This window comes from Mesorhizobium terrae (assembly GCF_008727715.1).
Classification (GTDB): Bacteria; Pseudomonadota; Alphaproteobacteria; order Rhizobiales; family Rhizobiaceae; genus Mesorhizobium; species Mesorhizobium terrae.
Genome location: NZ_CP044218.1, coordinates 858,612 through 881,472, shown reverse-complemented (window position 1 = coordinate 881,472; position 22,861 = coordinate 858,612). Strand labels below are relative to the sequence as shown.

25 protein-coding genes are annotated in these 22,861 nt (G+C 64.6%); 17 read left to right on the top strand and 8 right to left on the bottom strand.

Going from position 1 to position 22,861, the window contains the following annotated elements; genetic code table 11:
- The first annotated feature begins 2 nt into the window (after positions 1-2).
- From FZF13_RS05345 to FZF13_RS05335, 3 genes are read left to right on the top strand one after another with little or no spacing between them, the layout of a single operon-like run.
- Complete coding sequence (locus tag FZF13_RS05345) at positions 3-776, top strand: thiazole synthase (RefSeq protein WP_024924634.1); 774 nt, start codon at positions 3-5, stop codon at positions 774-776.
- Positions 773-1,378, top strand: a complete 606-nt coding sequence (locus FZF13_RS05340) for a thiamine phosphate synthase (RefSeq protein ID WP_024924635.1) — start codon at positions 773-775, stop codon at positions 1,376-1,378. Before FZF13_RS05345 ends, FZF13_RS05340 begins: the two co-directional genes overlap by 4 nt.
- A complete protein-coding gene (locus tag FZF13_RS05335) occupies positions 1,369-2,127 on the top strand; it encodes a hydroxymethylpyrimidine/phosphomethylpyrimidine kinase (RefSeq protein WP_024924636.1) in 759 nt (252 codons plus the stop codon). The genes FZF13_RS05340 and FZF13_RS05335 overlap by 10 nt, the downstream gene beginning before the upstream one ends.
- Positions 2,128-2,129: 2 nt before the next feature.
- Here the strand turns inward: FZF13_RS05335 and FZF13_RS05330 are convergent, their stop codons facing one another.
- From FZF13_RS05330 to FZF13_RS05320, 3 genes are all read right to left on the bottom strand, one after another.
- Positions 2,130-2,825: a metallophosphoesterase family protein gene (locus FZF13_RS05330; RefSeq protein ID WP_051504789.1), complete on the bottom strand. Its 696-nt coding sequence runs from the start codon at positions 2,823-2,825 to the stop codon at positions 2,130-2,132.
- Between the two features lie 90 nt (positions 2,826-2,915).
- The gene (locus FZF13_RS05325) at positions 2,916-4,052 is read right to left on the bottom strand and encodes an alpha-hydroxy acid oxidase (protein ID WP_024924638.1); all 1,137 of its coding nucleotides are present in this window, start codon (positions 4,050-4,052) and stop codon (positions 2,916-2,918) included.
- Positions 4,049-4,894: an FCD domain-containing protein gene (locus tag FZF13_RS05320; protein ID WP_024924639.1), complete on the bottom strand. Its 846-nt coding sequence runs from the start codon at positions 4,892-4,894 to the stop codon at positions 4,049-4,051. Before FZF13_RS05320 ends, FZF13_RS05325 begins: the two co-directional genes overlap by 4 nt.
- Positions 4,895-5,096: 202 nt before the next feature.
- Between FZF13_RS05320 and FZF13_RS05315 the strand changes: the two genes are divergently transcribed.
- The 8 genes from FZF13_RS05315 to FZF13_RS05280 all read left to right on the top strand — a co-directional run bounded on the left by FZF13_RS05315 (position 5,097) and on the right by FZF13_RS05280 (position 13,347).
- Positions 5,097-6,419 carry a DUF3422 family protein gene (locus FZF13_RS05315; RefSeq protein ID WP_024924640.1) on the top strand — a complete coding sequence of 441 codons (1,323 nt, stop codon included), beginning with the start codon at positions 5,097-5,099 and terminating at the stop codon, positions 6,417-6,419.
- 150 nt (positions 6,420-6,569) lie between these two features.
- Positions 6,570-8,066 carry an FAD-linked oxidase C-terminal domain-containing protein gene (locus tag FZF13_RS05310; protein WP_024924641.1) on the top strand — a complete coding sequence of 499 codons (1,497 nt, stop codon included), beginning with the start codon at positions 6,570-6,572 and terminating at the stop codon, positions 8,064-8,066.
- Between the two features lie 3 nt (positions 8,067-8,069).
- A complete protein-coding gene (locus tag FZF13_RS05305) occupies positions 8,070-8,654 on the top strand; it encodes an ASCH domain-containing protein (protein WP_024924642.1) in 585 nt (194 codons plus the stop codon).
- A gap of 170 nt (positions 8,655-8,824) precedes the next feature.
- The gene (locus FZF13_RS05300; protein WP_343039653.1) at positions 8,825-9,187 is read left to right on the top strand and encodes an endonuclease domain-containing protein; all 363 of its coding nucleotides are present in this window, start codon (positions 8,825-8,827) and stop codon (positions 9,185-9,187) included.
- Between the two features lie 175 nt (positions 9,188-9,362).
- The gene (gene glcE, locus FZF13_RS05295; protein ID WP_024924644.1) at positions 9,363-10,616 is read left to right on the top strand and encodes a glycolate oxidase subunit GlcE; all 1,254 of its coding nucleotides are present in this window, start codon (positions 9,363-9,365) and stop codon (positions 10,614-10,616) included.
- Positions 10,613-10,999: a DUF4870 family protein gene (locus FZF13_RS05290; protein WP_024924645.1), complete on the top strand. Its 387-nt coding sequence runs from the start codon at positions 10,613-10,615 to the stop codon at positions 10,997-10,999. Before glcE ends, FZF13_RS05290 begins: the two co-directional genes overlap by 4 nt.
- A gap of 20 nt (positions 11,000-11,019) precedes the next feature.
- Positions 11,020-12,333, top strand: a complete 1,314-nt coding sequence (glcF, locus tag FZF13_RS05285; protein ID WP_024924646.1) for a glycolate oxidase subunit GlcF — start codon at positions 11,020-11,022, stop codon at positions 12,331-12,333.
- A gap of 234 nt (positions 12,334-12,567) precedes the next feature.
- Positions 12,568-13,347, top strand: a complete 780-nt coding sequence (locus tag FZF13_RS05280; protein ID WP_024924647.1) for a hypothetical protein — start codon at positions 12,568-12,570, stop codon at positions 13,345-13,347.
- Between the two features lie 30 nt (positions 13,348-13,377).
- On the opposite strand, the gene FZF13_RS05275 is transcribed toward FZF13_RS05280, so the two are convergent.
- Positions 13,378-14,307: a bifunctional 5,10-methylenetetrahydrofolate dehydrogenase/5,10-methenyltetrahydrofolate cyclohydrolase gene (locus FZF13_RS05275; protein ID WP_024924648.1), complete on the bottom strand. Its 930-nt coding sequence runs from the start codon at positions 14,305-14,307 to the stop codon at positions 13,378-13,380.
- 269 nt (positions 14,308-14,576) lie between these two features.
- On the bottom strand, positions 14,577-15,374 hold the full coding sequence (locus FZF13_RS05270) for a L,D-transpeptidase (RefSeq protein ID WP_024924649.1): 798 nt from the start codon (positions 15,372-15,374) through the stop codon (positions 14,577-14,579).
- A 217-nt stretch (positions 15,375-15,591) separates the two neighbouring features.
- Here FZF13_RS05270 and FZF13_RS05265 point away from each other — a divergent pair, with 217 nt between their 5' ends.
- The gene (locus FZF13_RS05265) at positions 15,592-16,227 is read left to right on the top strand and encodes a DNA-3-methyladenine glycosylase I (protein ID WP_024924650.1); all 636 of its coding nucleotides are present in this window, start codon (positions 15,592-15,594) and stop codon (positions 16,225-16,227) included.
- A gap of 7 nt (positions 16,228-16,234) precedes the next feature.
- Here FZF13_RS05265 and FZF13_RS05260 read toward each other — a convergent pair whose 3' ends face one another.
- Together FZF13_RS05260 and FZF13_RS05255 are read right to left on the bottom strand one after the other, a co-directional pair.
- Entirely contained in the window at positions 16,235-16,438 is a 204-nt protein-coding gene (locus FZF13_RS05260; protein ID WP_051504790.1) for a hypothetical protein, read from the bottom strand.
- A complete protein-coding gene (locus FZF13_RS05255) occupies positions 16,435-16,743 on the bottom strand; it encodes a hypothetical protein (RefSeq protein WP_137901740.1) in 309 nt (102 codons plus the stop codon). The genes FZF13_RS05260 and FZF13_RS05255 overlap by 4 nt, the downstream gene beginning before the upstream one ends.
- A gap of 40 nt (positions 16,744-16,783) precedes the next feature.
- Between FZF13_RS05255 and hisS the strand changes: the two genes are divergently transcribed.
- The 5 genes from hisS to FZF13_RS05230 all read left to right on the top strand — a co-directional run bounded on the left by hisS (position 16,784) and on the right by FZF13_RS05230 (position 22,324).
- Positions 16,784-18,283 (top strand): histidine--tRNA ligase, encoded by a 1,500-nt coding sequence (gene hisS / locus FZF13_RS05250; protein WP_024924652.1) that lies wholly within the window; start codon positions 16,784-16,786, stop codon positions 18,281-18,283.
- The gene (locus tag FZF13_RS05245) at positions 18,280-18,648 is read left to right on the top strand and encodes a VOC family protein (RefSeq protein WP_024924653.1); all 369 of its coding nucleotides are present in this window, start codon (positions 18,280-18,282) and stop codon (positions 18,646-18,648) included. Before hisS ends, FZF13_RS05245 begins: the two co-directional genes overlap by 4 nt.
- Positions 18,645-19,769: an ATP phosphoribosyltransferase regulatory subunit gene (locus tag FZF13_RS05240; protein ID WP_024924654.1), complete on the top strand. Its 1,125-nt coding sequence runs from the start codon at positions 18,645-18,647 to the stop codon at positions 19,767-19,769. Before FZF13_RS05245 ends, FZF13_RS05240 begins: the two co-directional genes overlap by 4 nt.
- Positions 19,766-20,467, top strand: a complete 702-nt coding sequence (gene hisG, locus FZF13_RS05235; protein ID WP_024924655.1) for an ATP phosphoribosyltransferase — start codon at positions 19,766-19,768, stop codon at positions 20,465-20,467. The genes FZF13_RS05240 and hisG overlap by 4 nt, the downstream gene beginning before the upstream one ends.
- A gap of 96 nt (positions 20,468-20,563) precedes the next feature.
- A complete protein-coding gene (locus tag FZF13_RS05230) occupies positions 20,564-22,324 on the top strand; it encodes an AMP-binding protein (protein WP_036254372.1) in 1,761 nt (586 codons plus the stop codon).
- A 12-nt stretch (positions 22,325-22,336) separates the two neighbouring features.
- On the opposite strand, the gene FZF13_RS05225 is transcribed toward FZF13_RS05230, so the two are convergent.
- The gene (locus FZF13_RS05225; RefSeq protein ID WP_036254375.1) at positions 22,337-22,774 is read right to left on the bottom strand and encodes an Lrp/AsnC family transcriptional regulator; all 438 of its coding nucleotides are present in this window, start codon (positions 22,772-22,774) and stop codon (positions 22,337-22,339) included.
- Positions 22,775-22,861: the final 87 nt, after the last annotated feature.

Below are 22,861 nucleotides of genomic sequence, written 5' to 3'. Positions count from 1 at the left end.
CCATGTTGAAACTCTATGACGCGGAAGTCTCGTCCCGCCTGCTGCTCGGTACCGCGCTTTATCCGTCGCCGTCGATCATGGCCGGGGCGGTCAAGGCGTCAGGCACGCAGGTGGTCACCGTGTCGTTGCGGCGCGAAGCGGCGGGCGGCAAGTCGGGCGGGCAATTCTGGGAGCTGATCCAGGCGCTCGGCGCCCGCGTCTTGCCCAACACCGCCGGCTGCCACTCCGTCAAGGAAGCCATCACCACCGCGCGGATGGCGCGCGACGTGTTCGGCACCAGCTGGATCAAACTCGAAATCATCGGCAATCACGACACGCTGCAGCCGGATGTGTTCGGCCTGGTCGAAGCGGCGCGTATCCTGGTTCAGGAAGGTTTCGAGGTGTTCCCTTACACCACCGATGACCTTGTCGTCGCCGAGCGCCTGCTGGAGGCCGGCTGCAAATTGCTGATGCCGTGGTGCGCGCCGATCGGCTCGGCGCGTGGCCCGCAGAATATTGACACCTTGCGTTCGCTGCGCGGGCATTTTCCCGATGTTCCCTTGATCGTCGATGCCGGCATCGGTCGTCCTTCCCACGCTGCAGCGGTGATGGAGCTCGGCTACGACGCGGTGCTGCTCAACACGGCGGTGGCCAAGGCTGGCGACCCGGTTGCCATGGCAAGAGCCTTCGCCAAAGCCGTCGAGGCAGGACGCGAGGCATTACTCGCTGGCCTGCTCGAACCGCGCGATATGGCGGTTCCATCCACTCCCGTTATCGGCATGGCGGTCTTCTCATGAAACTCGACCCGTTCTACCTCATCGTTCCCTCCGCCACCTGGATTGAGCGGCTGGTGCCGCTCGGCGTGAAGCTGGTTCAGCTGCGCGTCAAGGAAGGAACCGAGCCGTCGCTGCGCGGCGAAATCCGCGCCGCCAGGGCCGTCTGCGAACGCCACGATTGCCAGCTCATCGTCAACGACCACTGGCGGCTTGCCATCGACGAGGGCTGCGACTTCATTCACCTCGGCCAGGAAGATCTGGCGGACGCGGATGTTGCTGCGATCCGCCGCGCCGGGCTGAAGCTGGGCCTCAGCACCCATGACCATGACGAGCTGGAAACGGCACTCGCCGCCGAGCCGGACTATGTCGCGCTGGGGCCGGTCTATCCGACCATCCTGAAGGCGATGAAATGGGCGCCGCAGGGGCTTGATCGCATCGCGGAATGGAAGCGCCGCGCGGGCAGGTTGCCGCTGGTTGCCATTGGCGGGCTGAACGTCGCGCGTATCGACGGCGTCTTTGCGCAAGGCGCCGACAGCGCGGCGGTGGTGACCGATATCACGCTGAACGCCGACCCCGAGGCGCGCACGCGCGAATGGCTTGCGGCGACGGCGCGATGGCGATGAGTGTCGAGAAGCATGTGCTGATCGTCGCCGGTTCGGATTCGAGCGGCGGTGCCGGCATCGCCCGCGATGTCGAGACCGTCTCGGCTTTCGGCCTGCGTTCCTGTCTCGCGGTGACGGCGGTGACCGTGCAGACGCATCACGCCGTCGAGCGGGTGGAACAGATGCCGCCCGATCTCATCGCCGCGCAGATGCGGGCGGCTTTCGCCGCCAATGCGATCGTCGCGGTCAAGATCGGCATGCTGGGCACCGTCGATGCCATAAATGCGGTCGCCTCCGTGCTTGCCAGCCGGCCGCCATTGCCCGTGGTGCTCGATCCGGTGCTGGCATCGAGTTCGGGACGCGCCTTGCTGGCGGCCGATGCGGTCGCTTGTCTCAAGCGCAAGCTGATGCCGCTGTGCAGTCTCGTGACGCCCAATCTGCCGGAACTCGCCTTGCTGAGTGGCGTTTCACTGACGACGAATGAAGGCGAGATCATCCATCACGCCCGGGAACTGGCGGAGGCCGGCGGACCTGCCTTATTGGTCAAGGGCGGCCATGCCGATGGCGATCGCTCGGCCGATCTGCTGGTCCGCATTGGCCGGCAGCCCTTGCCGTTCGAGGCGCCACGCCTCGATGTCCAGATGCGTGGCACCGGCTGCATGCTGGCCAGCGCGATCGCCGCCCGCCTCGGCCTCGGCGACGATCTTGAGACGGCTGTGGCCAGGGGCAAGGACCATGTCTTCGACAAACTAAGCCGGGCGCGGCGCTAACCTTATCCCGTCGCGGTCAGGACCCGTTTTTCTACGCCGTCGACGACGAGCGCCGTCAGAATGCCCGTCTGCCAGGCGCCGGTATCGACATTGACGCGGTTGGGCATCAGCTCGGCTTCCGGCTGCGGTGTATGGCCGTGCACGATGATCTTTTCGTAGAGCCCCGGATGATTGTGGAAGGCGGTGCGGATCCAGATCAGATCGTCATGGGCCTGTCGTTCCAACGCGATGCCCGGCCTTACGCCGGCATGGCAGAAGAAGAAATCGCCGAATGAGGCCGAATAAGGTAGTTCGTGCAGGAACCGCCTCTGTTCGGGCGACACGGCACGGACCAGATCTTTCCAGCCTTGCTCGACCGAGGCCGGGTCGCTGAAGTCGATGGCGACGCCATAGGACAGCGCAGTCTCGCGGCCGCCATAACGCGCGAACAAGCCTTCCGCGTCGGGCATGGCAAGAAAATCGAGGAAACCGATGTCGTGGTTGCCGGCAAGTGCGATCATGCGCGGGTCGCGCTGCTGCGCGGCGATCAGGAAATCGATCACACCCTTCGAATCCGGGCCGCGGTCGACATAGTCGCCGAGATGGACGATGCGCCAGTCGGCGGGCCGGTCGCGCTCGAGTTCGGCTGCGATGCGTTCGTGCATGGCGGTGAGCAGGTCAAGCCGCCCGTGCACGTCGCCGATGGCGTAGAGGCGCATGCCGTCCGGTGCGCGGGCGTCGAGGAAATGAATGCCTTCGGTCAAAAAAGGAGATGCTTTCAAATCGAGTGGGTGTCTGGAATGGCGAGCTTAGCGGTGAAGCATGTCCCTGCTGGCATCCTTGATATCGCGCTTGCCGCAAAGCGCCAGCGTCATATCCAGCTCCTTGCGGATGATTTCAAGAGCCTGGGTCACGCCCGCCTTGCCGGCGGCGCCCAACCCGTAGAGGAACGGCCTGCCGATATAGGTGCCCTTGGCGCCGAGGCAGAGCGCCTTCAGCACATCCTGACCCGAGCGGATGCCGCCATCCATATGCACCTCGATCTGGTCGCCGACGGCATCGACGATCTTTTCCAGGACGGAGATGGAGGATGGGGCGCCATCGAGCTGCCGGCCGCCATGGTTGGAAACGATGATGGCGTCGGCGCCGGTCTTGGCGGCGAGGATGGCATCTTCCTTGTCGAGGATGCCTTTCAGGATCAGCTTGCCGCCCCAACGCTGCCTGATCCATTCGACGTCGGCCCAGGACAGGCGCGGATCGAACTGCTCGTGGGTCCACGATATCAGCGAGGAGAGGTCGCCGACGCCCTTGGCGTGGCCGGCGATGTTGCGGAAGGTGCGGCGCTTGGTGCGCAGCATGCCCAGGCACCAGCCTGGCCGGATCGCCATGTCGATTATGTTGGGCAGCGTCATCTTGGGCGGCGCCGACAGACCGTTGCGCAGATCCTTGTGGCGCTGGGCGAGGATCTGCAGGTCGAGCGTCAGAACCAGCGCCGAACATTTCGCCGCCTTGGCGCGGTCGATCAGATTGAGCACGAAATCCTTGTCGCGCATGACATAGAGCTGGAACCAGAACGGCTTCTTCGTCACCGAGGCGACATCCTCGATCGAGCAGATGCTCATGGTCGACAGCGTGAACGGCACGCCGAATTCTTCCGCCGCCTGCGCCGCCAGCATCTCGCCGTCGGCATGCTGCATGCCGGTCGAGCCCGTCGGCGCCAACGCCACCGGCATCGACACAGCCTCACCGATCATGGTCGAGGCGAGCGAGCGGTTGTCCATGTCGACCAGCACACGCTGGCGCAGTTTGATCTTGCCGAAATCCTCCTCGTTGGCTCGGTAGGTGCTCTCCGTCCACGAGCCTGAATCGGCATAATCGAAGAACATCTTCGGCACGCGCCGCCGCGCCTGCTGCTTGAGGTCGTCGATGGTGAGAAGCATGCTCATGGGGTCGTCTTTCCGCTTTCGCGCGTTGCCGCGCCCGTCTCGTTCTGGCCGCGCCTGCGGGCGGTCTCCTGCTCGCCGGCGCGCTGTTTCAATCTGAGCCGCGACACGCGTTGCCAATCGCCGCTGCGTTCGGCCTGCGCCATGGCGCGCTCGACATAGGTGATGTGGTCCATCGCCGCCTTGCGCGCGGCGGCGGGGTCGCCGGCTTTCACGGCCGCATGGATGGCGCGGTGCTGGGCAAGCAGATCCTCGCGGGCGCCGGGCAGGGTGAACACCAGCAGCCGGTTCTGGAAAACACCGTCGGAGAGCAGCCGGTAACAGGAGCGCAGCGTGTGCAACAGGATGATGTTGTGTGCGCATTCGCCGACCGCGTTGTGGAACTCGACGTCGATATCGGCTTCGTGCTGGAAGTCGCCGGACCCATGCGCCTCCTCCATGCGCGCCATGATGCGATCGAGCAGCGCGAGGTCGTCGGGCGTGGCGCGCCGTGCGGCGTACTCGGCGGCGACGCCTTCGATCTCGCGGCGGTATTCGAGGTAGTCCGCCGCCGCCTTGCGATGCGTCGAGATCAACTCCATCACCGGCTTGGAGAAAACCTGGCCGATGACGTCGGCGACATGGGTGCCGCCGCCATGCCGGGTGGTGAGCAGGCCCCGCATCTCCAGCGCTTTCAACGCATCGCGCAGGATCGGCCGCGACACTTCGAACTGCCGCGCGAGGTCACGCTCTCCCGGCAACCGGTCGCCCGGGCGCAGCACGCCTTCCAGGATCAAGGCCTCGATCTGCCCCACCACTTCGTCGGCGGTGCGCGAATGATCGATCCGGGAGAAGATGTCGCTCAAGGAAATGCCCGAGAAAAAGCCTTTGCCGCGCAGAATAGGAGCATTCAAGCCAACTGGTCAATTAATCTAGCCAATTTATGGCATTCACGCAAACGCTTGCCGTGGCGGCGCCGTCCGCTCGCCCTGGCACTTTTCGTTGCCTAAGGCCGCGATTGCCCCTAGAGCACCATGAAAGATAGGGTCCTGACCCTGGGGGACTGCCGTGTCGGACGATCCGTCCAATCTCGAATTCAGGCCGCGCGCCATCGGCAGCGTCCTGGGGTTTCCCGCGCATGAAGGCCGTCCCAGCGCACTCGGCGAGGTTCACGCCCGCCCGCACCCGCTGGTCGAAACACCGCGCGTTCTCCTGCAGCTCTCCTTCATGACCGAGGGTGGCACCAGCGTCGACCACGCCGTGCTTTCGGAATTGTCGCGCCGTCTGGGCATCGCGGCGCCCGGCAGCCAGGCGCGCCACCATGCCATGAAATGGGGCAAGGGTTCGCTGCGCTGGGAACGGCACACCGAGTTCTCGACCTATCTGTGGGAAGGTCCGCTCGACGAGACCGGCCGCTCGCATGAGGACACGCCCTTCGGTAACGGCTTTTCGCCGCCCGGCACGGTGATTTCCGGCATCCGGCTGGAAATCCGCAACTGGACCGCGGCCAACGAAAAGCTGGTCGATGAATTCGATCCGGCCAGCCTGTGCTTCTCGCTGGTCGAACGCGGCGCGGCTGCCATCGTCACCGACTTCCGCCAGGACGGCGACGGGTTGACCCGCATCCTTGTGCTCAACCGCGCGCTGACCCCGGCCAGCACCGGTGCTTTGTCGCAGCGCCTGCTCGACATTGAAACCTACAGGACGCTGGCCATGCTCGGCCTGCCTTTGGCGTTGTCGCTGTCGGCGCGCGTGCGTCGCATCGAGGACCGGCTGGCAATCATCACGCGCGAGATGAAGGTTTCCGAAACGCGGGACAGCCAGACCCTGTTGGCGGACCTCACCGAACTGGCGGCGGAACTGGAAGCCGACGCGGCCTCCAGCCTCTACCGCTTCGGCGCCAGCCGCGCCTATGACGGCATCGTGGGCGAGCGGCTCGAAGCGCTCGACGAGGAAGTGGTGCCCGGTTACGACACCTGGGGCGGGTTCCTGCAGCGCCGCGTTGCGCCGGCCATGCGCACCTGCCGCTCGGTCGAGGAACGCCAGGCCAATCTGTCGCGCAAGCTCACACGCGCCACCACGCTTCTGCGCACCTGGGTCGATGTCGAGGTGGAAAGGCAGAACCGCGACTTGCTCGCCTCAATGAACAACCGCGCCCGGCTGCAACTGCGCCTGCAGCAGACCGTGGAAGGCCTGTCGGTGGCGGCCGTCTCTTACTATGTCGTCGGGCTGATCGGCTATCTCGCCAAGGGTGCATCCTTCTTCGGTCACGCCTTCGCGCCCGAGGTGGTCACCGCCGCCTCGGTGCCGGTCGCGATCCTTCTGGTGTGGTGGGGCGTGCGTCGCGTGCAGCGCCTGCATGGCGAGCCGGCGAGCCACGCCGGCGAATAGTGCGTCTCGATTCCGGTCCTTTCTGCCAGCGTCAGATTGCCGCGCGGAACGCTGTCGGCTCGACGGCACTTGCCTTGACCCAAAGCATGATTTGCAAGCAGCCGGTCGAATTGGTAAAAAGCTTTTACCAGTGAGCGAAAGGAGCGCGCTTTGTCCACCCTGGCCATGCCCAAACCGGACGAGGCGACGCTTGGCCGACGCGTTACGATCATCGCCGACCTCAAGGCGATCGTGCCGGGCGAGGGCGTCGTCGAAGCCGTCAACGAGATGCGGGCCTTCGAAAGCGACGGGCTGACCGCCTATCGCCAATTGCCGCTGGTCGTGGTTTTGCCGGAAACGGTGGCGCAGGTTTCGCGGGTGCTCAAATATTGCAACGAGCGCAACATCCGCGTCGTGCCGCGCGGTGCCGGCACTTCGCTGTCGGGCGGCGCGCTGCCGCTGGAAGACGCGGTTTTGCTGGTCATGAGCCGCTTCAATCGCATCCTCGGCATCGACTATCCCAACCGCACGGTGACCGCGCAGCCGGGCGTAACCAATCTCGGCATCACCCATGCGGTGGAGCAGGAGGGCTTCTACTACGCGCCGGACCCGTCCTCGCAGATCGCCTGCTCGATCGGCGGCAATGTCGCGGAGAATTCCGGCGGCGTGCACTGCCTGAAATACGGGCTGACCGCCAACAATGTGCTGGGCATCGAAATGGTGCTGATGAACGGCGAGGTGGTGCGCCTCGGCGGCAAGCATCTCGACGCGGAAGGCTACGATCTGCTTGGCCTGATGACCGGCTCGGAGGGGCTGCTTGGCGTCGTCACCGAAGTGACGGTGCGCATCCTGAAGAAGCCGGAGACTGCGCGTGCCCTGCTGATCGGCTTCCCGACCAGCGAACAGGGCGGCCAGTGTGTGGCCGACATTATCGGCGCCGGCATCATTCCGGGCGGCATGGAGATGATGGACCGCCCGGCGATCCACGCGGCTGAAGATTTCGTCCAGGCTGGCTACCCGCTGGAATGCGAGGCGCTGCTGATTGTCGAACTCGACGGACCGGCGGTGGAGGTCGATCACCTGATCGGCGCGGTCGAGGCGATCGCCATTCAAAACGGCTCCACCACCTGCCGCATTTCGACTTCGGAAGAAGAGCGCCTGCGCTTCTGGGCCGGCCGCAAGGCGGCTTTCCCGGCGGTGGGGCGCATCTCGCCGGACTATTACTGCATGGACGGCACCATTCCGCGCAAGGAATTGCCGCGGGTGCTGGCCGGCATGCGCGATCTCTCCGAAACCTATGGCCTGCGCGTCGCCAACGTCTTCCATGCCGGCGACGGCAATCTGCACCCGCTGATCCTTTATGACGCCAACAAGGAAGGCGAGTTGCACAAGGCCGAAGCGTTTGGCGCCGACATATTGCGGCTCTGCGTCAAGGTGGGTGGCGTCCTGACCGGGGAGCATGGCGTCGGTGTCGAAAAACGCGACCTGATGCCGGAGATGTTCAACGAGGCCGATCTCGACCAGCAGATGCGGGTGAAATGCGCCTTCGACCCGAACCATTTGCTCAACCCCGGCAAGGTGTTTCCGCAATTGCGCCGCTGCGCCGAGCTTGGGCGCATGCATGTCCATCGCGGTCAGGTGGCCTTTCCCGATATTCCGAGGTTTTGAGGCGTGCTGTTCAAGCAATCCATCCTCGAAGGGATCGCGCGCGGCGACATCACGCTGGCCTTCCGCCGTTGGCAACGTCCGACGGTGAAAGCCGGCACCGGTCTGCGCACGGCGATTGGCGTGGTGCGTATCAGCGCGGTCGAGCCGGTAGCTGAGAGAGATCTGACCGACGCCGATGCAAAGGCTGCCGGCTTTGTCGACCGCGCAGGGCTGCTGGTCGATCTGCGCTCGGATGGCGATCGCATGCTTTATCGGATCGCCCTCGACGGCATCGAACCCGACCAGCGCGTTGCCCTGCGAGGCGAAGCTGAAGTATCGGAAGAAGAGTGGCACGACCTCGCCGCGCGGTTCGAGCGTTGGGATCGGACGAAGCCTGGTTATTTCCCGTCGATCCTGCAGGCGATCGGCACTGGCCCGGGCACGCCCGCTGCCGAGTTGGCCCAGGCGGCCGGCGCCGAAAAGCTGAAATTCAAGCAGGACGTGCGCAAGCTGAAGGAACTCGGCCTGACCGAAAGCCTCGAGATCGGCTACAGGCTTTCGCCGCGCGGTGAAGCGGTTCTGGAAAAGCTGCGGGAGCACCGGCTGTGACGACCTCTCCGGAGACGACCCGCCATCAGGATGTGGGTTCCTCGCCCCCGCAAAGCGGGGGAGAGGTGGCTCGGGCGCAGCCCGAGACGGAGAGGGGGACTTCACAAATCCCGCCCCGCCGCTCCCCGAACCACGTAGCACGGGCACGTCGGTTGCGGCACGGCGGCAACGTGGCCGAAGCTGTGCTTTGGAATGAGCTGAAGGCCAAGAAACTTGGTGGCCACAAGTTCAGCAGGCAGGTGCCGCTTGGGCCTTATTATGCTGACTTTGTCTGCCGGCAGGCCAAGCTGGTTATCGAGCTCGATGGCAGCCAACATGTCGACAGTGGTTACGACAAGTGTCGCGATGAATTTATGCGGGCTAGCGGATATTCCGTTCTCAGGTTCTGGAGCGGCGACGCGCTGAAGAACATTGGCGCCGTCTGTGAAACAATTCTCGCGGTTCTGGATGGCCGGCTAATTGGAGATATTGTCTCCACCGATCTCAAGTTCGTTTTCGCGCGGACAGAGCAATCGGGAAGGGAATGCAAGTGACTGTAAGATTCCCCCTCTCCGTCACCGCTTCGCGGTGCCACCTCTCCCCCGCTTTGCGGGGGCGAGGAATCACTGCCGGAACGTCGGCGCTTCTCCAGCTTGGGTTCCTCTCCCCCATGCAATGGGGGAGAGGTGGCGCCGCGAAGCGGCGACAGAGAGGGGGCTATAGCGCAACATGACCACCTTCGCCCCAACCTCGTCCGCCGAAGTGCTTTCCTCCGTGCAATGGGCTGCCGCCGAGGATGCGCCGCTGGAAATCGTCGGTCATGGCTCCAAGCGCGGCATCGGCCGGCCGTTGCAGACCGAACATACGCTCGATCTGTCGAAGCTCACTGGTGTCACATTGTACGAGCCGGCCGAACTGGTTCTGTCGGCCCGTGCCGGCACATCATTGGCCGAGATCGAAAATCTGCTCGCTGAAAACGGCCAGCAGCTTGCCTTCGAGCCGATGGACTACGGTCGATTGCTCGGCGGCGAGCCGGGCAAGGGCACGATCGGCGGCGTGCTGGCCGCCAACCTCTCCGGTCCGCGCCGGCTGAAGGCAGGCGCGGCGCGCGACCATGTACTCGGCATCCATGCCGTATCGGGGCGGGGCGAGGCCTTCAAATCCGGCGGACGGGTGGTCAAGAACGTCACCGGCTACGATCTTTCCAAGGCGATGGCCGGTTCGTGGGGCACGCTGGCGGTGCTGACCGACGTCACTTTCAAGGTGTTGCCGGCCGCTGAGACTGAGGTGACGCTGGCCGTGCGCGGTCTTTTGGACGACAACGCCGCCGCCGCCATGTCGATGGCACTCGGCTCCAGTGCCGAGGTCTCCAGCGCGGCGCATCTGCCCGAACGCATTGCCGCGCGGGTCGCCGACGGTACCTTAGGCAGCGAGGCTGCGACGCTGCTACGTGTCGAGGGTTTCGGCCCGTCGGTCGCTTATCGCGTTGAAGCGCTGAAGACCTTGCTGAGAAAAGCCGGACCCTTGCAGGAGATCGGCGGCGAGGCGTCGCTTCTTGTGTGGCGCGACATACGCGACTGTGTGCCGTTCGCCGGTTCCGACAAGCCGCTCTGGCGCGTGTCGATGGCCCCCGCCGACAGCCATGCCATGGTGATGGCGCTGCGCATGCAATCTGCGGTGGAAGTGTTCTACGACTGGCAGGGCGGCCTGATCTGGCTCAGCATGGAAATGGGCGAGGCGGAAGCCGAGCTGGTGCGGGCGGCGGTGAGGCATTTCGGCGGCGGTCACGCCACGCTGGTCCGTGCCGCGCCCGCTATCCGCGCGGCCGTGCCGGTGTTCCAGCCGCAGCAGCCGGCGCTCGCGGCGCTGTCGGCGCGGCTGAAGGCCGAGTTCGACCCGAAGGGCATCCTCAATCCCGGTCGCATGGCGCCTGCAACAGCGTCTGCTAATGTATCCGCCTCAGCAGAGGGAGCTATATCATGAGCGACAGCCAGCCGCAGCAGAGCCCACCCCGTCAGACCGATCGTTGGCTGGAGCCGGGGCAGACCAACGCGCAGGTGATCTACATTCTCTATCTCGCCAGCCTCGTCGTCGGCGTCACCATGATCGTCGGTGTCGTGCTTGCCTATATCAATCGCGGCAAGACCGGCGGGTTCGTGGAAAGTCACTACACGTTCCTGATCCGAACCTTCTGGATCGGCCTGCTGTATGGGCTGATCTCCGTGGTGCTGTTCTTCGTCTTCATCGGCGTGCTGCTGATGTTCGTCGTGCTGGTGTGGTTCATCGCGCGCTGCGTTCTCGGCCTGCAGGCGCTGCAGCGGGGCGAGGCCGTCAAGAACCCCGAAAGCTGGCTGCTGGGCGGCTAGGAACACGAGGAAGAAAAGACGTGCAGACCCATTTCTCGCCCGCCCAGCTCGCCGATCCGCATGTCGCGGAATCGGAAAAGATCCTGCGCAAATGCGTGCATTGCGGTTTCTGCACCGCCACCTGTCCGACCTATGTGACGTTGGGCAACGAGCTCGACAGCCCGCGCGGTCGCATCTACCTGATCAAAGACATGCTGGAGAACGGGCGCCCGGCCGACAAGGAGATCGTCACTCACGTCGACCGCTGCCTGTCCTGTCTCGCCTGCATGACGACCTGTCCGTCGGGCGTGAACTACATGCATCTGGTCGATCACGCGCGCGCCCATATCGAAAAGACCTACCGACGTCCGCTGGCCGAGCGGCTGATCCGCTCGATGCTGGCATTTGTTCTGCCTCATCCCGCGCGGTTTCGTTTCGCACTGAAGCTGGCGAAGTTCGGCAGGCCCTTCGCCGGCCTGTTCGAAAACAGCAAGGCATTGAAGCCGCTGGCGGCCATGCTGAAGCTGGCACCGGCTTCGGTGCCCACGCCGCTGGCGCGGCCAGGCGCGCGGAAAGTGCCGACGAGTGAGAAGCGAGGGCGAGTCGCGCTGCTGGCCGGCTGCGCGCAGCAGGTGCTGGAACCGGGTATCAACGAGGCAACGGTTTCGCTGCTCAACCGCCTCGGCGTCGAGACGGTGACGCCCAAAGGCGAAGGCTGTTGCGGCTCGCTCGTCCACCACATGGGCCACGAGGAGGCGGCGCTCGCCTCCGCACGGCAGAATATCGATGCATGGACGCGCGAGATCGAAGGCGAGGGGCTCGATGCCATCGTCGTCACCGCGTCCGGTTGCGGCACGACGATCAAGGATTACGGCTTCATGCTGAGGCTCGATCCGGCCTATGCCGAGAAGGCAGCGCGCGTTTCGGCATTGGCCAAGGATGTCACCGAATATCTGGCGATGCTTGATTTGCCTGAACCAACGCGCAAGCCGGGTACGGTGGTTGCCTATCATTCCGCCTGTTCGATGCAGCACGGCCAGAAGATCACCCGCCAGCCGAAGGACCTGCTCACCCGCGCCGGCTTTGTCGTGAAAGAGCCGCGCGAAGGGCATCTGTGCTGCGGCTCGGCCGGCACCTACAACATCCTGCAACCGGAAATCTCGGCCCGGTTGCTCGAACGCAAGGTGAAGAACATCGCCGCCACCGGTGCCGAAGTGGTCGCCACCGGCAATATCGGCTGCATCGCCCAGATCGGTTCGGCGGCGAAACTGCCCGTGGTGCACACGGTCAAGCTGCTCGACTGGGCCTATGGCGGCGAAAAGCCGGCTGAACTGCGTCGGGGCAAGGCAGCCTAGCGATAGCCGGTGGCGTTGGGCCGCGATCCATCGAGGTCGGTGAAACATAGACCTTTACCGGTTCGCCGCTGGAGAGCGACTGGCCGTTCCAGCGGGCGGCCCGGTTCAGCTGTCAGAATCGCTCCGCATAGAGAGAGGTGTTTCGGAACAGCGGTGGACCGCCTTGGTTGAAGTCGTGGCTCAATGTGGAAGGACTGGTGTGACGTATTCTGGGGTGCTGGCTTGGAGAAACATATGACCAGCACCCTACCTTCAACACACGCTTCCTTTCTCGAAAACCTCCTCCGTGAACTCAAGCAGGACCAACGCTTCGACGCGCTGCTTGCCGGCGGCTCGCTGGTTCATGGCGGCCTGGACGAGCATTCCGACATCGATCTCGTGCCTGTGGTACGGGACGATCTTTATCCGCAGGTGATGGCCGAACGGCGCGACATCGCCGCTGGCCTGGGAAATCTGATTTCCGCCTTTACCGGCGAGCATGTGGGCGAGCCGCGTTTGATCATCTGCCTGTACGGGCCGAAGCTGCTTCATGTCGATCTGAAGTTCGTCGTCCTCTCCGATCTCAAGGCACTCGTGGAGCGGCCGAAAATTCTATGGGCGCGGCACGAGGACAAGGTCTCCAAGGCATTGGACGCGGCGACAATCGTGTGGCCGAACTGCTCGCCCGAATGGTTCGAGGAGCGTGCCTGGGTATGGCTGCACTATGGCGCGACGAAACTGCAACGCGGCGAATTGTTCGAAGCGCTGGGCTTGATTGCCTTCTTCCGCGAGCAGGTGCTCGGCCCCATGCTCAACCGCAGATCGGGGAAACCGCAGCGCGGCGTTCGCAGGATCGAGCAGGATGAGGATGCTGTTGCTGCCCTTTTGCCCGTGGTCGCGGTGCACGACAGGCAATCGGTAGCGAACGCGTTGATGAGCGCGCTGCAACTTTATGTCGAGCTGCGCAAGGATCAGCCGCCGGCCGTGCTTACGGCTGGCATGCCCGACCTGATGGTGTCCTTCTTGGCGCGGTGAAGTCGGTGGCCGCGCAAGCGGCCATCTGCCTTATTCCGCCGCGATCCGGCCCTGCGGCTGGTCGCCGACGGCATAGGAGGCGCGGTAGAGTTCGCGCTGCCGGTTGAGTGCCACCATGGTGTTGCGCAACAGGATCGCCACCGTGATCGGGCCGACGCCGCCCGGCACCGGGGTGATCCAGGAGGCGACTTCCTTCACGCTTTCGGTGTCGACATCGCCGACGATGCGGCTGGTGCCGTCGGGCAAGGTCTCGGCATTGATGCCGATGTCGATGACAGCGGCGCCAGGCTTCACCATGTCGGCCTTGATCAGCCTCGGCTTGCCGACCGCCACGAATAGCGCGTCGGCACGTCGTGCATGCACGGCCAGCGAACGCGTCATGTGGTGGCAGACGGTGACGGTGGCGCCTTCGCTCATCAACAGGAAGGCGATTGGCTTGCCGACGATCTCGGAATGGCCGACGACGACGACTTCGAGACCCTTGAGGTCGAGACCGGTCTCCTTGAGCAATTCGACGGAGGCGGCCGCCGTACAGGGCGCGAGGTCGAGCTGGTTGTAGACGATGTTGCCGATCGAGGCCGGGTGCATGCCTTCGACGTCTTTCAGCGGATGCACGGCGCTCTGCAGCGCCTTGACCGGTATGTGCGACGGCACCGGGCGCTGGATGATGATGCCGGTCACCCGCGGGTCGGCATTCATGCCGTGGATCGCAGCCTCGAGTTCGCGGGCGGTGACATCGGCCGGAAAACGACGCTCCTCGAAATCGATGCCGGCGAGGCCAGCCTTGGCACGCTGGTTGCGCACATAGACGTCGACGGCGTCGACATCGCCGACGGTGATGGAGACCAGCTTCGGAGGAAAACCCTCGTTGCGCGCCTCGGCAGCGGCGACGCGCACGCTGTCGATGATGCGCTGGGCAACGGGGCCGCCCCTCAGATAGCGGCTGTCGGAGGTGGACATTGGCAAACTTCCGGTTTCTGCGTTTTCCGGGCGGCATAGCAGGAGAATGCCGTTGGGGGGAGGCTGATTCCGTCGTGCCTTAGTCGATTGTGGCCGTTGGCTCCTGGGTTTGCGCCGTATGCGCGCTGCTTTCAGCGAAAGCGCCAACAGAAAGGGCAGCGCGGCAATGCCGGCTGCCCTTTCCGGACTGGCCATGTCCCCACAAGGCCCGTCCCCCGTTATTCCGTTGCGGCCGAAAACGTATCCTCGGCCGACTCAACTCGAAAATATTACATCACGACGACCGTCGTGCCTACCTTCACCCGGTCGTAGAGGTCGACAACGTCTTCGTTGCGCATGCGGATGCAGCCCGATGAGACCGCGCCGCCGATCGTCCAGGGCTGGTTGGTGCCGTGGATGCGGTAGAGCGTCGAACCGAGATAGAGCGCGCGGGCGCCGAGCGGGTTCTCCATGCCGCCGGCGAGGAAAGTGGGCAGATAGCGGCCCTTGGCTTTCTCGCGCGAGATCATCTCGGTCGGCGGGCGCCAGTCGGGCCATTCGCGCTTCTGGCTGACCTTGTGCGTGCCGGCCCATTCGAAGCCCGGCTTGCCGGTGCCAACGCCATAGCGGCGGGCCTTGCCGCCATCCTGCACCAGATAGAGGAAGTTCTGCTTGGTATCGATGATGATGGTGCCGGTCTTCTCCTTGCCATCATAGGCGACCTGCTGCGGCAGGTAGATCGGGTTGATCTGCGGGCGGGCGACCGCGCGGCGCGCCGCCTGCGCCGGAACGGCGGCGGTGCGCATGCGGTCCGGCTGCGCCTGCGGTTGAACCTGGCGATACTGCACGCGCGGCTGACCCTGTCGGTAGCGTACCTGCGGCTGATCCATGGACGGCTGGACGGCATAGGCCTGGGCCTGCCGAGCCGCGCCCGGCGCACGGCCGAGCTGCAATACCCATGGCGCCGAAAGATCGGGGCTGACCATCACCGGCGGTCGTTCGGCGTAGCGGTCGCTGGCAAGGGTAGGGCTGGAGGCCGCCGCCAGCGCCCCAATGGCGCCGAACAATGGCAAAAGCAGTTTTCTCATGGACGCACTCTCAACTCGATCGTCACACTTGGCCGGAATCGGGTGTCCCTTCCGGCTTCGACCGACATGTTGGCTGGAGGCGGCAAGCGAAAAGTGAATCGGACTGCTTAAAATGCTGCTTTGTCAGTAAACCTTTTGGTGTGGTTACCGGTGGGTTCAGGAATCTGGTAAAGCGCCGGTAAAGCAGGCCGAAAGCGCGTTAACGAACGGATTTGCGATGAGCGACAACAATGGCCTGATCAAAGGGGCCGACGGCCTGACCCGCTGTGCCTGGCATGGCAACCTGCCGGACTACCAGCACTATCACGACCGCGAATGGGGACGTCCCGTCACCGAAGATCGCCGGCTGTTCGAGAAGATCTGCCTGGAAGGTTTCCAGTCGGGCCTCTCCTGGCTCACCATACTGCGCAAGCGCGAGGCCTTCCGCGAAGCCTTCGACGGGTTCGACTTCGACCGCGTGGCGCGTTTCACCGATGCCGATGTCGAACGGCTGCTTGGCAATGCCGGCATCGTCCGCCACCGCGGCAAGATCGTTTCCACCATCAACAACGCCAAGCGCGCCCGCGCATTGGCCGACGAGGCGGGCTCGCTGGCCGCCTGGTTCTGGAAGTTCGAGCCGGCGCCGGAAGAGCGGCCGGCGGTGGTCGACATCGTCCATGTGCGCGCCAATCCGACGACCGCGGTCTCGACACGCATTTCGAAGGAATTGAAGAAGCGCGGCTGGAGCTTCGTCGGTCCGACCACGGTCTACGCCTTCATGCAGGCGATGGGCATGGTCAACGACCATATCGAGGGTTGTTATTGCCGCGCCGAGGTCGAGGCTGAACGAAAGGCGCTGCGGCGCCCGAAATAGGCGAGGGTCAGCCGCGCGACAGCATCAGGCCGATGACGATCGCGGTGATGGTGGCGAGTGCCGGATAGATGACGAGCAGCCCGGTGACGAGAACATCGCCGACGCTGGAATTGTTGCGCTCCTCTACCGGAACCTCGAACGGCCCCGCGTGCTGGCTGATCGCGGGCGCAATTGCCTCCGGACGACGCAACGGGATTACCTGCGCGGTCATTGTCGGTTCGTCCAGGAAGTCGATTTTCCGCGCGGTAGCCATTTCGGGTGCAAATCCTTGGTTTCCAGCTGCTTATCGGCGGGGATTATGTCGGCACGATGCCGCGATAATGGCCGAATTGGTTCGTTTTCGGCGCCTTGTGCCGCAATGGTTGACGAGTGCTGAACGAGGTCGAACTGGGGCAGGTGGTTGAGCGTCGTCGTCTGCTGAAGACAGCCATGCCGACGGGACATTGCCGTTTTGGCAAACTTCTTGCCGCTCCATGCCGCATCGGCTAGGACAACCGCGCCGCGAAAGCGGTGCATTTCCCGTCCGCGGACACCACTGACAGCGAGCATTGAGGCCATGGCCGACAAACCGGAAAAGATGAAGGCGCGGCTGCCGCGCGGGTTTGCCGACCGCAGCGCCGAGGATATCCGCGCCGTCGACAAGATGATGGCGACCATTCGCGGCGTCTACGAGCTCTATGGCTTCGAGCCGGTCGAGCAGCCGCTGATCGAATATACGGATGCGCTCGGCAAGTTCCTGCCCGACCAGGATCGCCCGAACGAGGGCGTCTTCTCCTTCCAGGACGACGATGAGCAGTGGCTGTCGCTGCGCTACGACCTGACCGCGCCGACGGCGCGTTTCGTCGCCGAGAATTACGACCGCCTGCCGAAACCCTATCGCAGCTACCGCTCCGGCTGGGTGTTCCGCAACGAGAAGCCGGGTCCGGGACGCTTCCGCCAGTTCATGCAGTTCGACGCCGACACGATCGGCACGCCCGGCGTGGCGGCGGATGCCGAAATGGCGATGATGATGGCCGACGTGATGGAAGCGCTGGGTATTGCGCGCGGCGACTATGTCATCCGCGTCAATAACCGCAAGGTGCTGGACGGCGTGCTGGAGGCCATCGGCCTCGGCGGCGATGACAATGCCGGCCGCCGTCTGATCGTGCTGCGCGCCATCGACAAGCTCGACAAGGTCGGGCCGGACGGCGTGCGCGCTTTGCTTGGCAAGGGCCGCCTCGACGAAAGCGGCGATTTCACCAAGGGCGCTGGGTTGGATGATGCACAGGCCGATCGTGTGCTGCTTCTGACGGCACCAAGCACTGGCGATCTCACCGATACGCTGGTCAAGATGCGGGCCGCGGTCTCCGGCTCGGAACGTGGGGCAGAGGGCGTGCAGGAACTGCAAGATATCGGCGCGATGATTGCCGCCGCTGGCTATGAGGATGGCCGCGTCAAGATCGACCCCTCCATCGTCCGTGGCCTCGAATATTACACCGGCCCGGTCTACGAGGCCGAATTGCTCGCCGAAATCCCCAATGACGAAGGCAAGATCGTGCGCTTCGGCTCGGTCGGCGGCGGCGGTCGTTATGATGGGCTGATCTCGCGTTTCCGTGGCGAGCCCGTGCCGGCCACCGGCTTCTCCATCGGCGTCTCGCGCTTGATGACGGCGCTGAAGAACCTCGGCAAGCTCGACATGTCCGACATCGTCCAGCCCGTCGTCGTGCTGGTCATGGACCGGGACACGGAAAGCCTCGGCCGTTACCAGAAGATGGTCTCGCAGTTGCGCCAGGCCGGCATTCGCGCCGAGCTCTATCTCGGCGGGGCCGGCATGAAGGCGCAGCTGAAATATGCCGACCGCCGCGGCTCTCCCGTCGCGGTCATCCAGGGGTCAAGCGAGCGCGATGCAGGCGAAGTGCAGCTGAAGGACCTGATCGAGGGCGCCCGGCAGGCGGCGGCGATCGCCGACCACGCCGAATACAAGGAAGCGCGCCCGGGCCAAGTGACTGTGCCGGAGGCCGATCTGGTGGCCGAGGTGAAGAAGATTCTGGCCGCGCAGGCAGCCGATCGCCAATGACGCTGCTCGCCATCGATCATGTCCAGCTTGCCATGCCGGGGGGGCGCGAGGCCGACGCTCGCGCCTTCTATGCCGGCATTCTAGGCCTGATCGAGCTGGCGAAGCCCGACAGTCTCGCAGCGCGTGGTGGCTGCTGGTTCGAAAGCGGCGCGGTGAAAGTGCATCTCGGCGTCGACCCCGACTTTCATGCGGCCGGCAAGGCGCATCCTGCCTTCTTGGTTGACGATGTGAAGGCGTTGGAGGCGGCGGTGACAAACGCCGGCTATCGCGTGGCGACCGATGTGCCGCTGGCGGGTTATGTGCGCATCCACATCTACGATCCGTTCGGCAACCGCATCGAGCTGATGCAGAAAGTGTCCTCGTGAGAAGCGCGCGGCCCCCAGCTTTCGCCGGCGAAGTCGCTGCGCTGCTCGAACGGCGCGGCGCCGGTCTCGTCGAAGTGGCGGTGCTGCAGCCGGCCGATCCGTTCCTCGATATGGCCGGCGAGGATCTGCGCCGCCGCATCTTCCTGACCGAAAGCGAGACCGGCCAGACGCTTTGCCTGCGTCCCGAATTCACCATTCCGGTTTGCCTCGACCACATCGCCAGCCAGGCGGGCACGCCGCGCCGCTACGGCTATCTCGGCGAGGTTTTCCGCCAGCGGCGCGAAGGCGGTAACGAATTTTTCCAGGCCGGCATCGAGGACCTTGGCGATACCGACACCGCCGCCGCCGACGCCCGCAACATTGCCGATGCCCATGCCTTGCTGTCGCTGGCGCTGCCGGATCGCGTCTTGTCGGTCACGCTGGGCGATCAGGCTATCTTCGAAGCGGTGTTGGCCGCGCTCGGCCTGCCGCGCGGCTGGCGCATGCGGCTCGCCCGCGCTTTCGGTTCGAAGGAGATGCTGGAAGCCGCGCTTGCCGATCTCGCCAACCCGCCGCGCAACGGCCAATTGCCGGCGCCTATCGCCACGCTGGCGCTGGACGCCGATCTCGACGGGCTGATGGCGCACATCGCCGGCGGCATGGAAACGGTCGGTCTCTCGGCCTCCGCCGGCCGCACACCGGCGGACATCGCGCGCCGGCTGGTCGAGAAGGCGCAGCTGCGTTCCGTGCGTTTGTCCGACGAGGCGTTTGCGGCATTGAAGGCATTCCTGGCCATCCATGTGCCGCTGGCGCAGGCGGCCGCGGCGCTGGAGCGCTTCGCCGCCGATGCTGGCCTGGCGCTGGGCGCCGCGCTCGACACGTTCGCTGCCCGCGCGGACGCGGTCGCCGGCCATGGCCTGCCGTCAGAAGCGGTCCGCTACGATGCCGCTTTCGGTCGTCCGCTGGATTATTACACCGGCCTCGTCTTCGAAATAGCCTCCGCCGATGGCGAGCGTCCATTGGCCGGCGGCGGGCGCTACGACCGCCTGCTGACGCTGCTCGGCGCCAAAAGCCAGATTCCCGGTGTCGGTTTCTCGGTCTGGCTCGACCGCATCGAGGCGCTACGGGGTGACGCATCATGACCGTGACGCTGGCGATCCCGTCCAAGGGGCGGCTGAAGGAACAGGCGCTTGAGGTTCTGGCGAAGGCCGGGCTTGCCGTCAGCCTGCCGGAGGACGACCGCAAATATCACGCGCGTATCGCCGGCCGCGACGATATCGAGGTGGCGTTCCTGTCGGCATCCGAAATCGCCGGCGAGATCGGACAGGGCGCCGTCGACCTCGGCATCACCGGCGAAGACCTTTTGCGCGAGAACCTGGCCGACTGGCAATCGCGCGCCGAGATCGCGGCCCGGCTGGGCTTTGGCCACGCCGATGTGGTCGTGGCGGTGCCGGACATCTGGTTGGACGTCGACACCATGGCCGACCTCGACGATGTCGCCGCCGACTTCCGCCAGCGCCATGGCCGCAGGCTGCGCATCGCCACCAAATACTGGCGGCTGACGCAGCAATTCTTCACCGCCAAGCACGGTATCCAGGTCTATCGCATCGTCGAGAGCCTGGGCGCCACCGAAGGCGCGCCGGCAGCAGGCTCGGCTGACATCATCGTCGACATCACCACGACCGGCTCGACGCTAAAGGCGAACCATCTGAAAATCCTGTCGGACGGCATCGTGCTGAAATCGCAGGCCTGCCTCGTGGCCTCGAAGAAGGAACGCAAGCCGGCCGATGCAGCCCTTGTCGCCGACATCACCGCCAAGGTCGCGGCCTCGCTCGCATAGCAGCGACACGCGGCCGCTTGCGCCATCAGACTTTTGACTGGATGTTCTGTCGGTTGACCGGCTGATAGCCTCTGCCGGCTAGCGCAGGAGGTGGCCATGGCGATCAATCCCGACGAACTGAAAGGCACGCGCCCGACATTCGATCGCGCCGCGCAGGCCGGTGCTGTGTTCATCGCGCCCCGAGACGGGCTTTCGCATGTGTCGGGCGAACGCCTCGTGCCGTTGCTCGACAAGACCATCCCGCAATTGCTGGGCGATACGGTGCGGGCTCATGGTCCGCGCGATGCCGCTGTTTTTCCGAGCCAGGGCAAGCGCTTTTCCTGGGATGAGCTGGCGCAGACGGTCGACACATTCGCCGCCGGTCTGGCGAAACTCGGTCTGGGAAAGGGCGAGCGTGTCGGCATCTGGTCGCCCAACCGCTGGGAATGGCTGGTCACGCAGTTCGCCACCGCGCGCATCGGGCTTGTCCTCGTCAACATCAACCCGGCCTACCGGCTGGCCGAACTCGAATATGCGCTGAACAGGGTCGGTTGCAGGGCTCTGGTCACGGCCGCGCAGTTCAAGACCTCGGACTATCTCGGCATGATCCGGACGCTGGCGCCCGAGATCGATGTCGCCGTGCCAGGCAAGCTGGCGGCGGCGAAACTGCCGGCGCTTGAGATCGTCATCCGCATGGGTGAGGAGACATCGCCCGGCATGTTCAACTTCGGCGACGTTCTGGCGATGGGCGCCGGTGCCGACCGGGCGGCGCTGGATCGTATCAGTGCGACGCTGACGCCCGACGATGCCATCAACATCCAGTTCACGTCCGGCACCACAGGCGCGCCGAAGGGCGCTACACTCACCCATGCCAACATCATCAACAACGGCAATTTCGTCACCGCCGCCATCCGGCTGACCGCGAATGACCGGCTCTGCATTCCCGTGCCCTTCTACCACTGCTTCGGCATGTCGATGGGGTCGATGGGCTGTGTGTCGAAGGGCGCGACCATGGTGTTCCCGGGCGAGGGTTTCGATCCCGGCGTGACGCTGAAAGCAATATCCGACGAACGCTGCACCGGCCTCTACGGCGTGCCGACCATGTTCGTCGCCATGCTCGACCATCCGGATTTCAAGAGCTTCGACCTGTCGTCGCTGCGCACCGGCATCATGGCCGGTTCGCCCTGTCCGATCGAGGTGATGAAGAAGGTCATCGCGCTCATGCATATGTCGGAGGTGACGATCGCCTACGGCATGACCGAGACGAGCCCGGTTTCCTTCCAGAGCGGCGTCGACGACCCGTTGGAGAAGCGTGTTTCGACGGTCGGCCGCATCCATCCCCATGTCGAGGTCAAGGTGGTGGATGCCGAAGGCGGCACGGTGCCGGTCGGCGAGCGCGGCGAACTGTGCACGCGCGGCTATTCGGTGATGAAGGGTTATTGGGAAGACCCGGAAAAGACCGCAGAGGCGATCGACCCGGACGGCTGGATGCATACCGGCGACCTTGCCACCATCGACGAGGAGGGGTTCTGCAACATCGTCGGGCGCGTGAAGGATTTGGTCATTCGCGGCGGCGAGAACGTCTATCCACGCGAGGTCGAGGAGTTCCTTTACCGGCATCCCAAGGTGAAGGAGGTGCAGGTCTTCGGCGTGCCGGATGCCAAATATGGCGAGGAGATCGCCGCCTGGATCGTGGTGAAGCCGGGTGAGACCATGAGCGAGGAGGATGTGAAGGCCTTCTGCGCCGGGCAGATCTCGCACTACAAGGTACCGCGTTACATCCGCTTCAAGGACAGCCTGCCGATGACCGTGACCGGCAAGGCGCAGAAGTTCATCATGCGCGACGCCATGGTCGAGGAACTGGGCCTCAAGTCCTGATCGCAATCGAGCTTACAGCCGTGCCCGCGTCGAGCGCGGGGTGGCCAGCAGCAGCGTCGTTTCGGAACCGGTGATGGCTGGAATGAGCCGCACCTTGCGCAGCACCGCGTCGAGCTGCGTCAGCGTTTCGGTGTTGAGCTCCACGACCAGGTCCCAGCGGCCGTTGGTGGTGTGCACCGCCGAGATTTCCGGGAAGCCGCCGAGAGCCCGCACCACGCGGTCGGCGGCATGGCCTTCCACCTCGATCATCATGATGCCGCGCACGCGCTGTTCCAGCGCATCCGCCCGCAGGATGACGGTGTAGCCGAGGATTTCGCCCTGGCGCTCCAGCCGTTCGATGCGGGCGCGAACGGTGGCGCGAGACACGCCGAGATCGACGGCAAGGTCGGAGATGGAGCGGCGGCCGTCATGGCGCAGCAGCGTCACCAGTCTTTCGTCCAGCGCATCCATGTTTGACCATATTGGTAATCGATACTGCCGAAATGATAAGGCATTGGGCAATATTTGCCAATTCAGATTGTTCATTCCGCCAGTCGT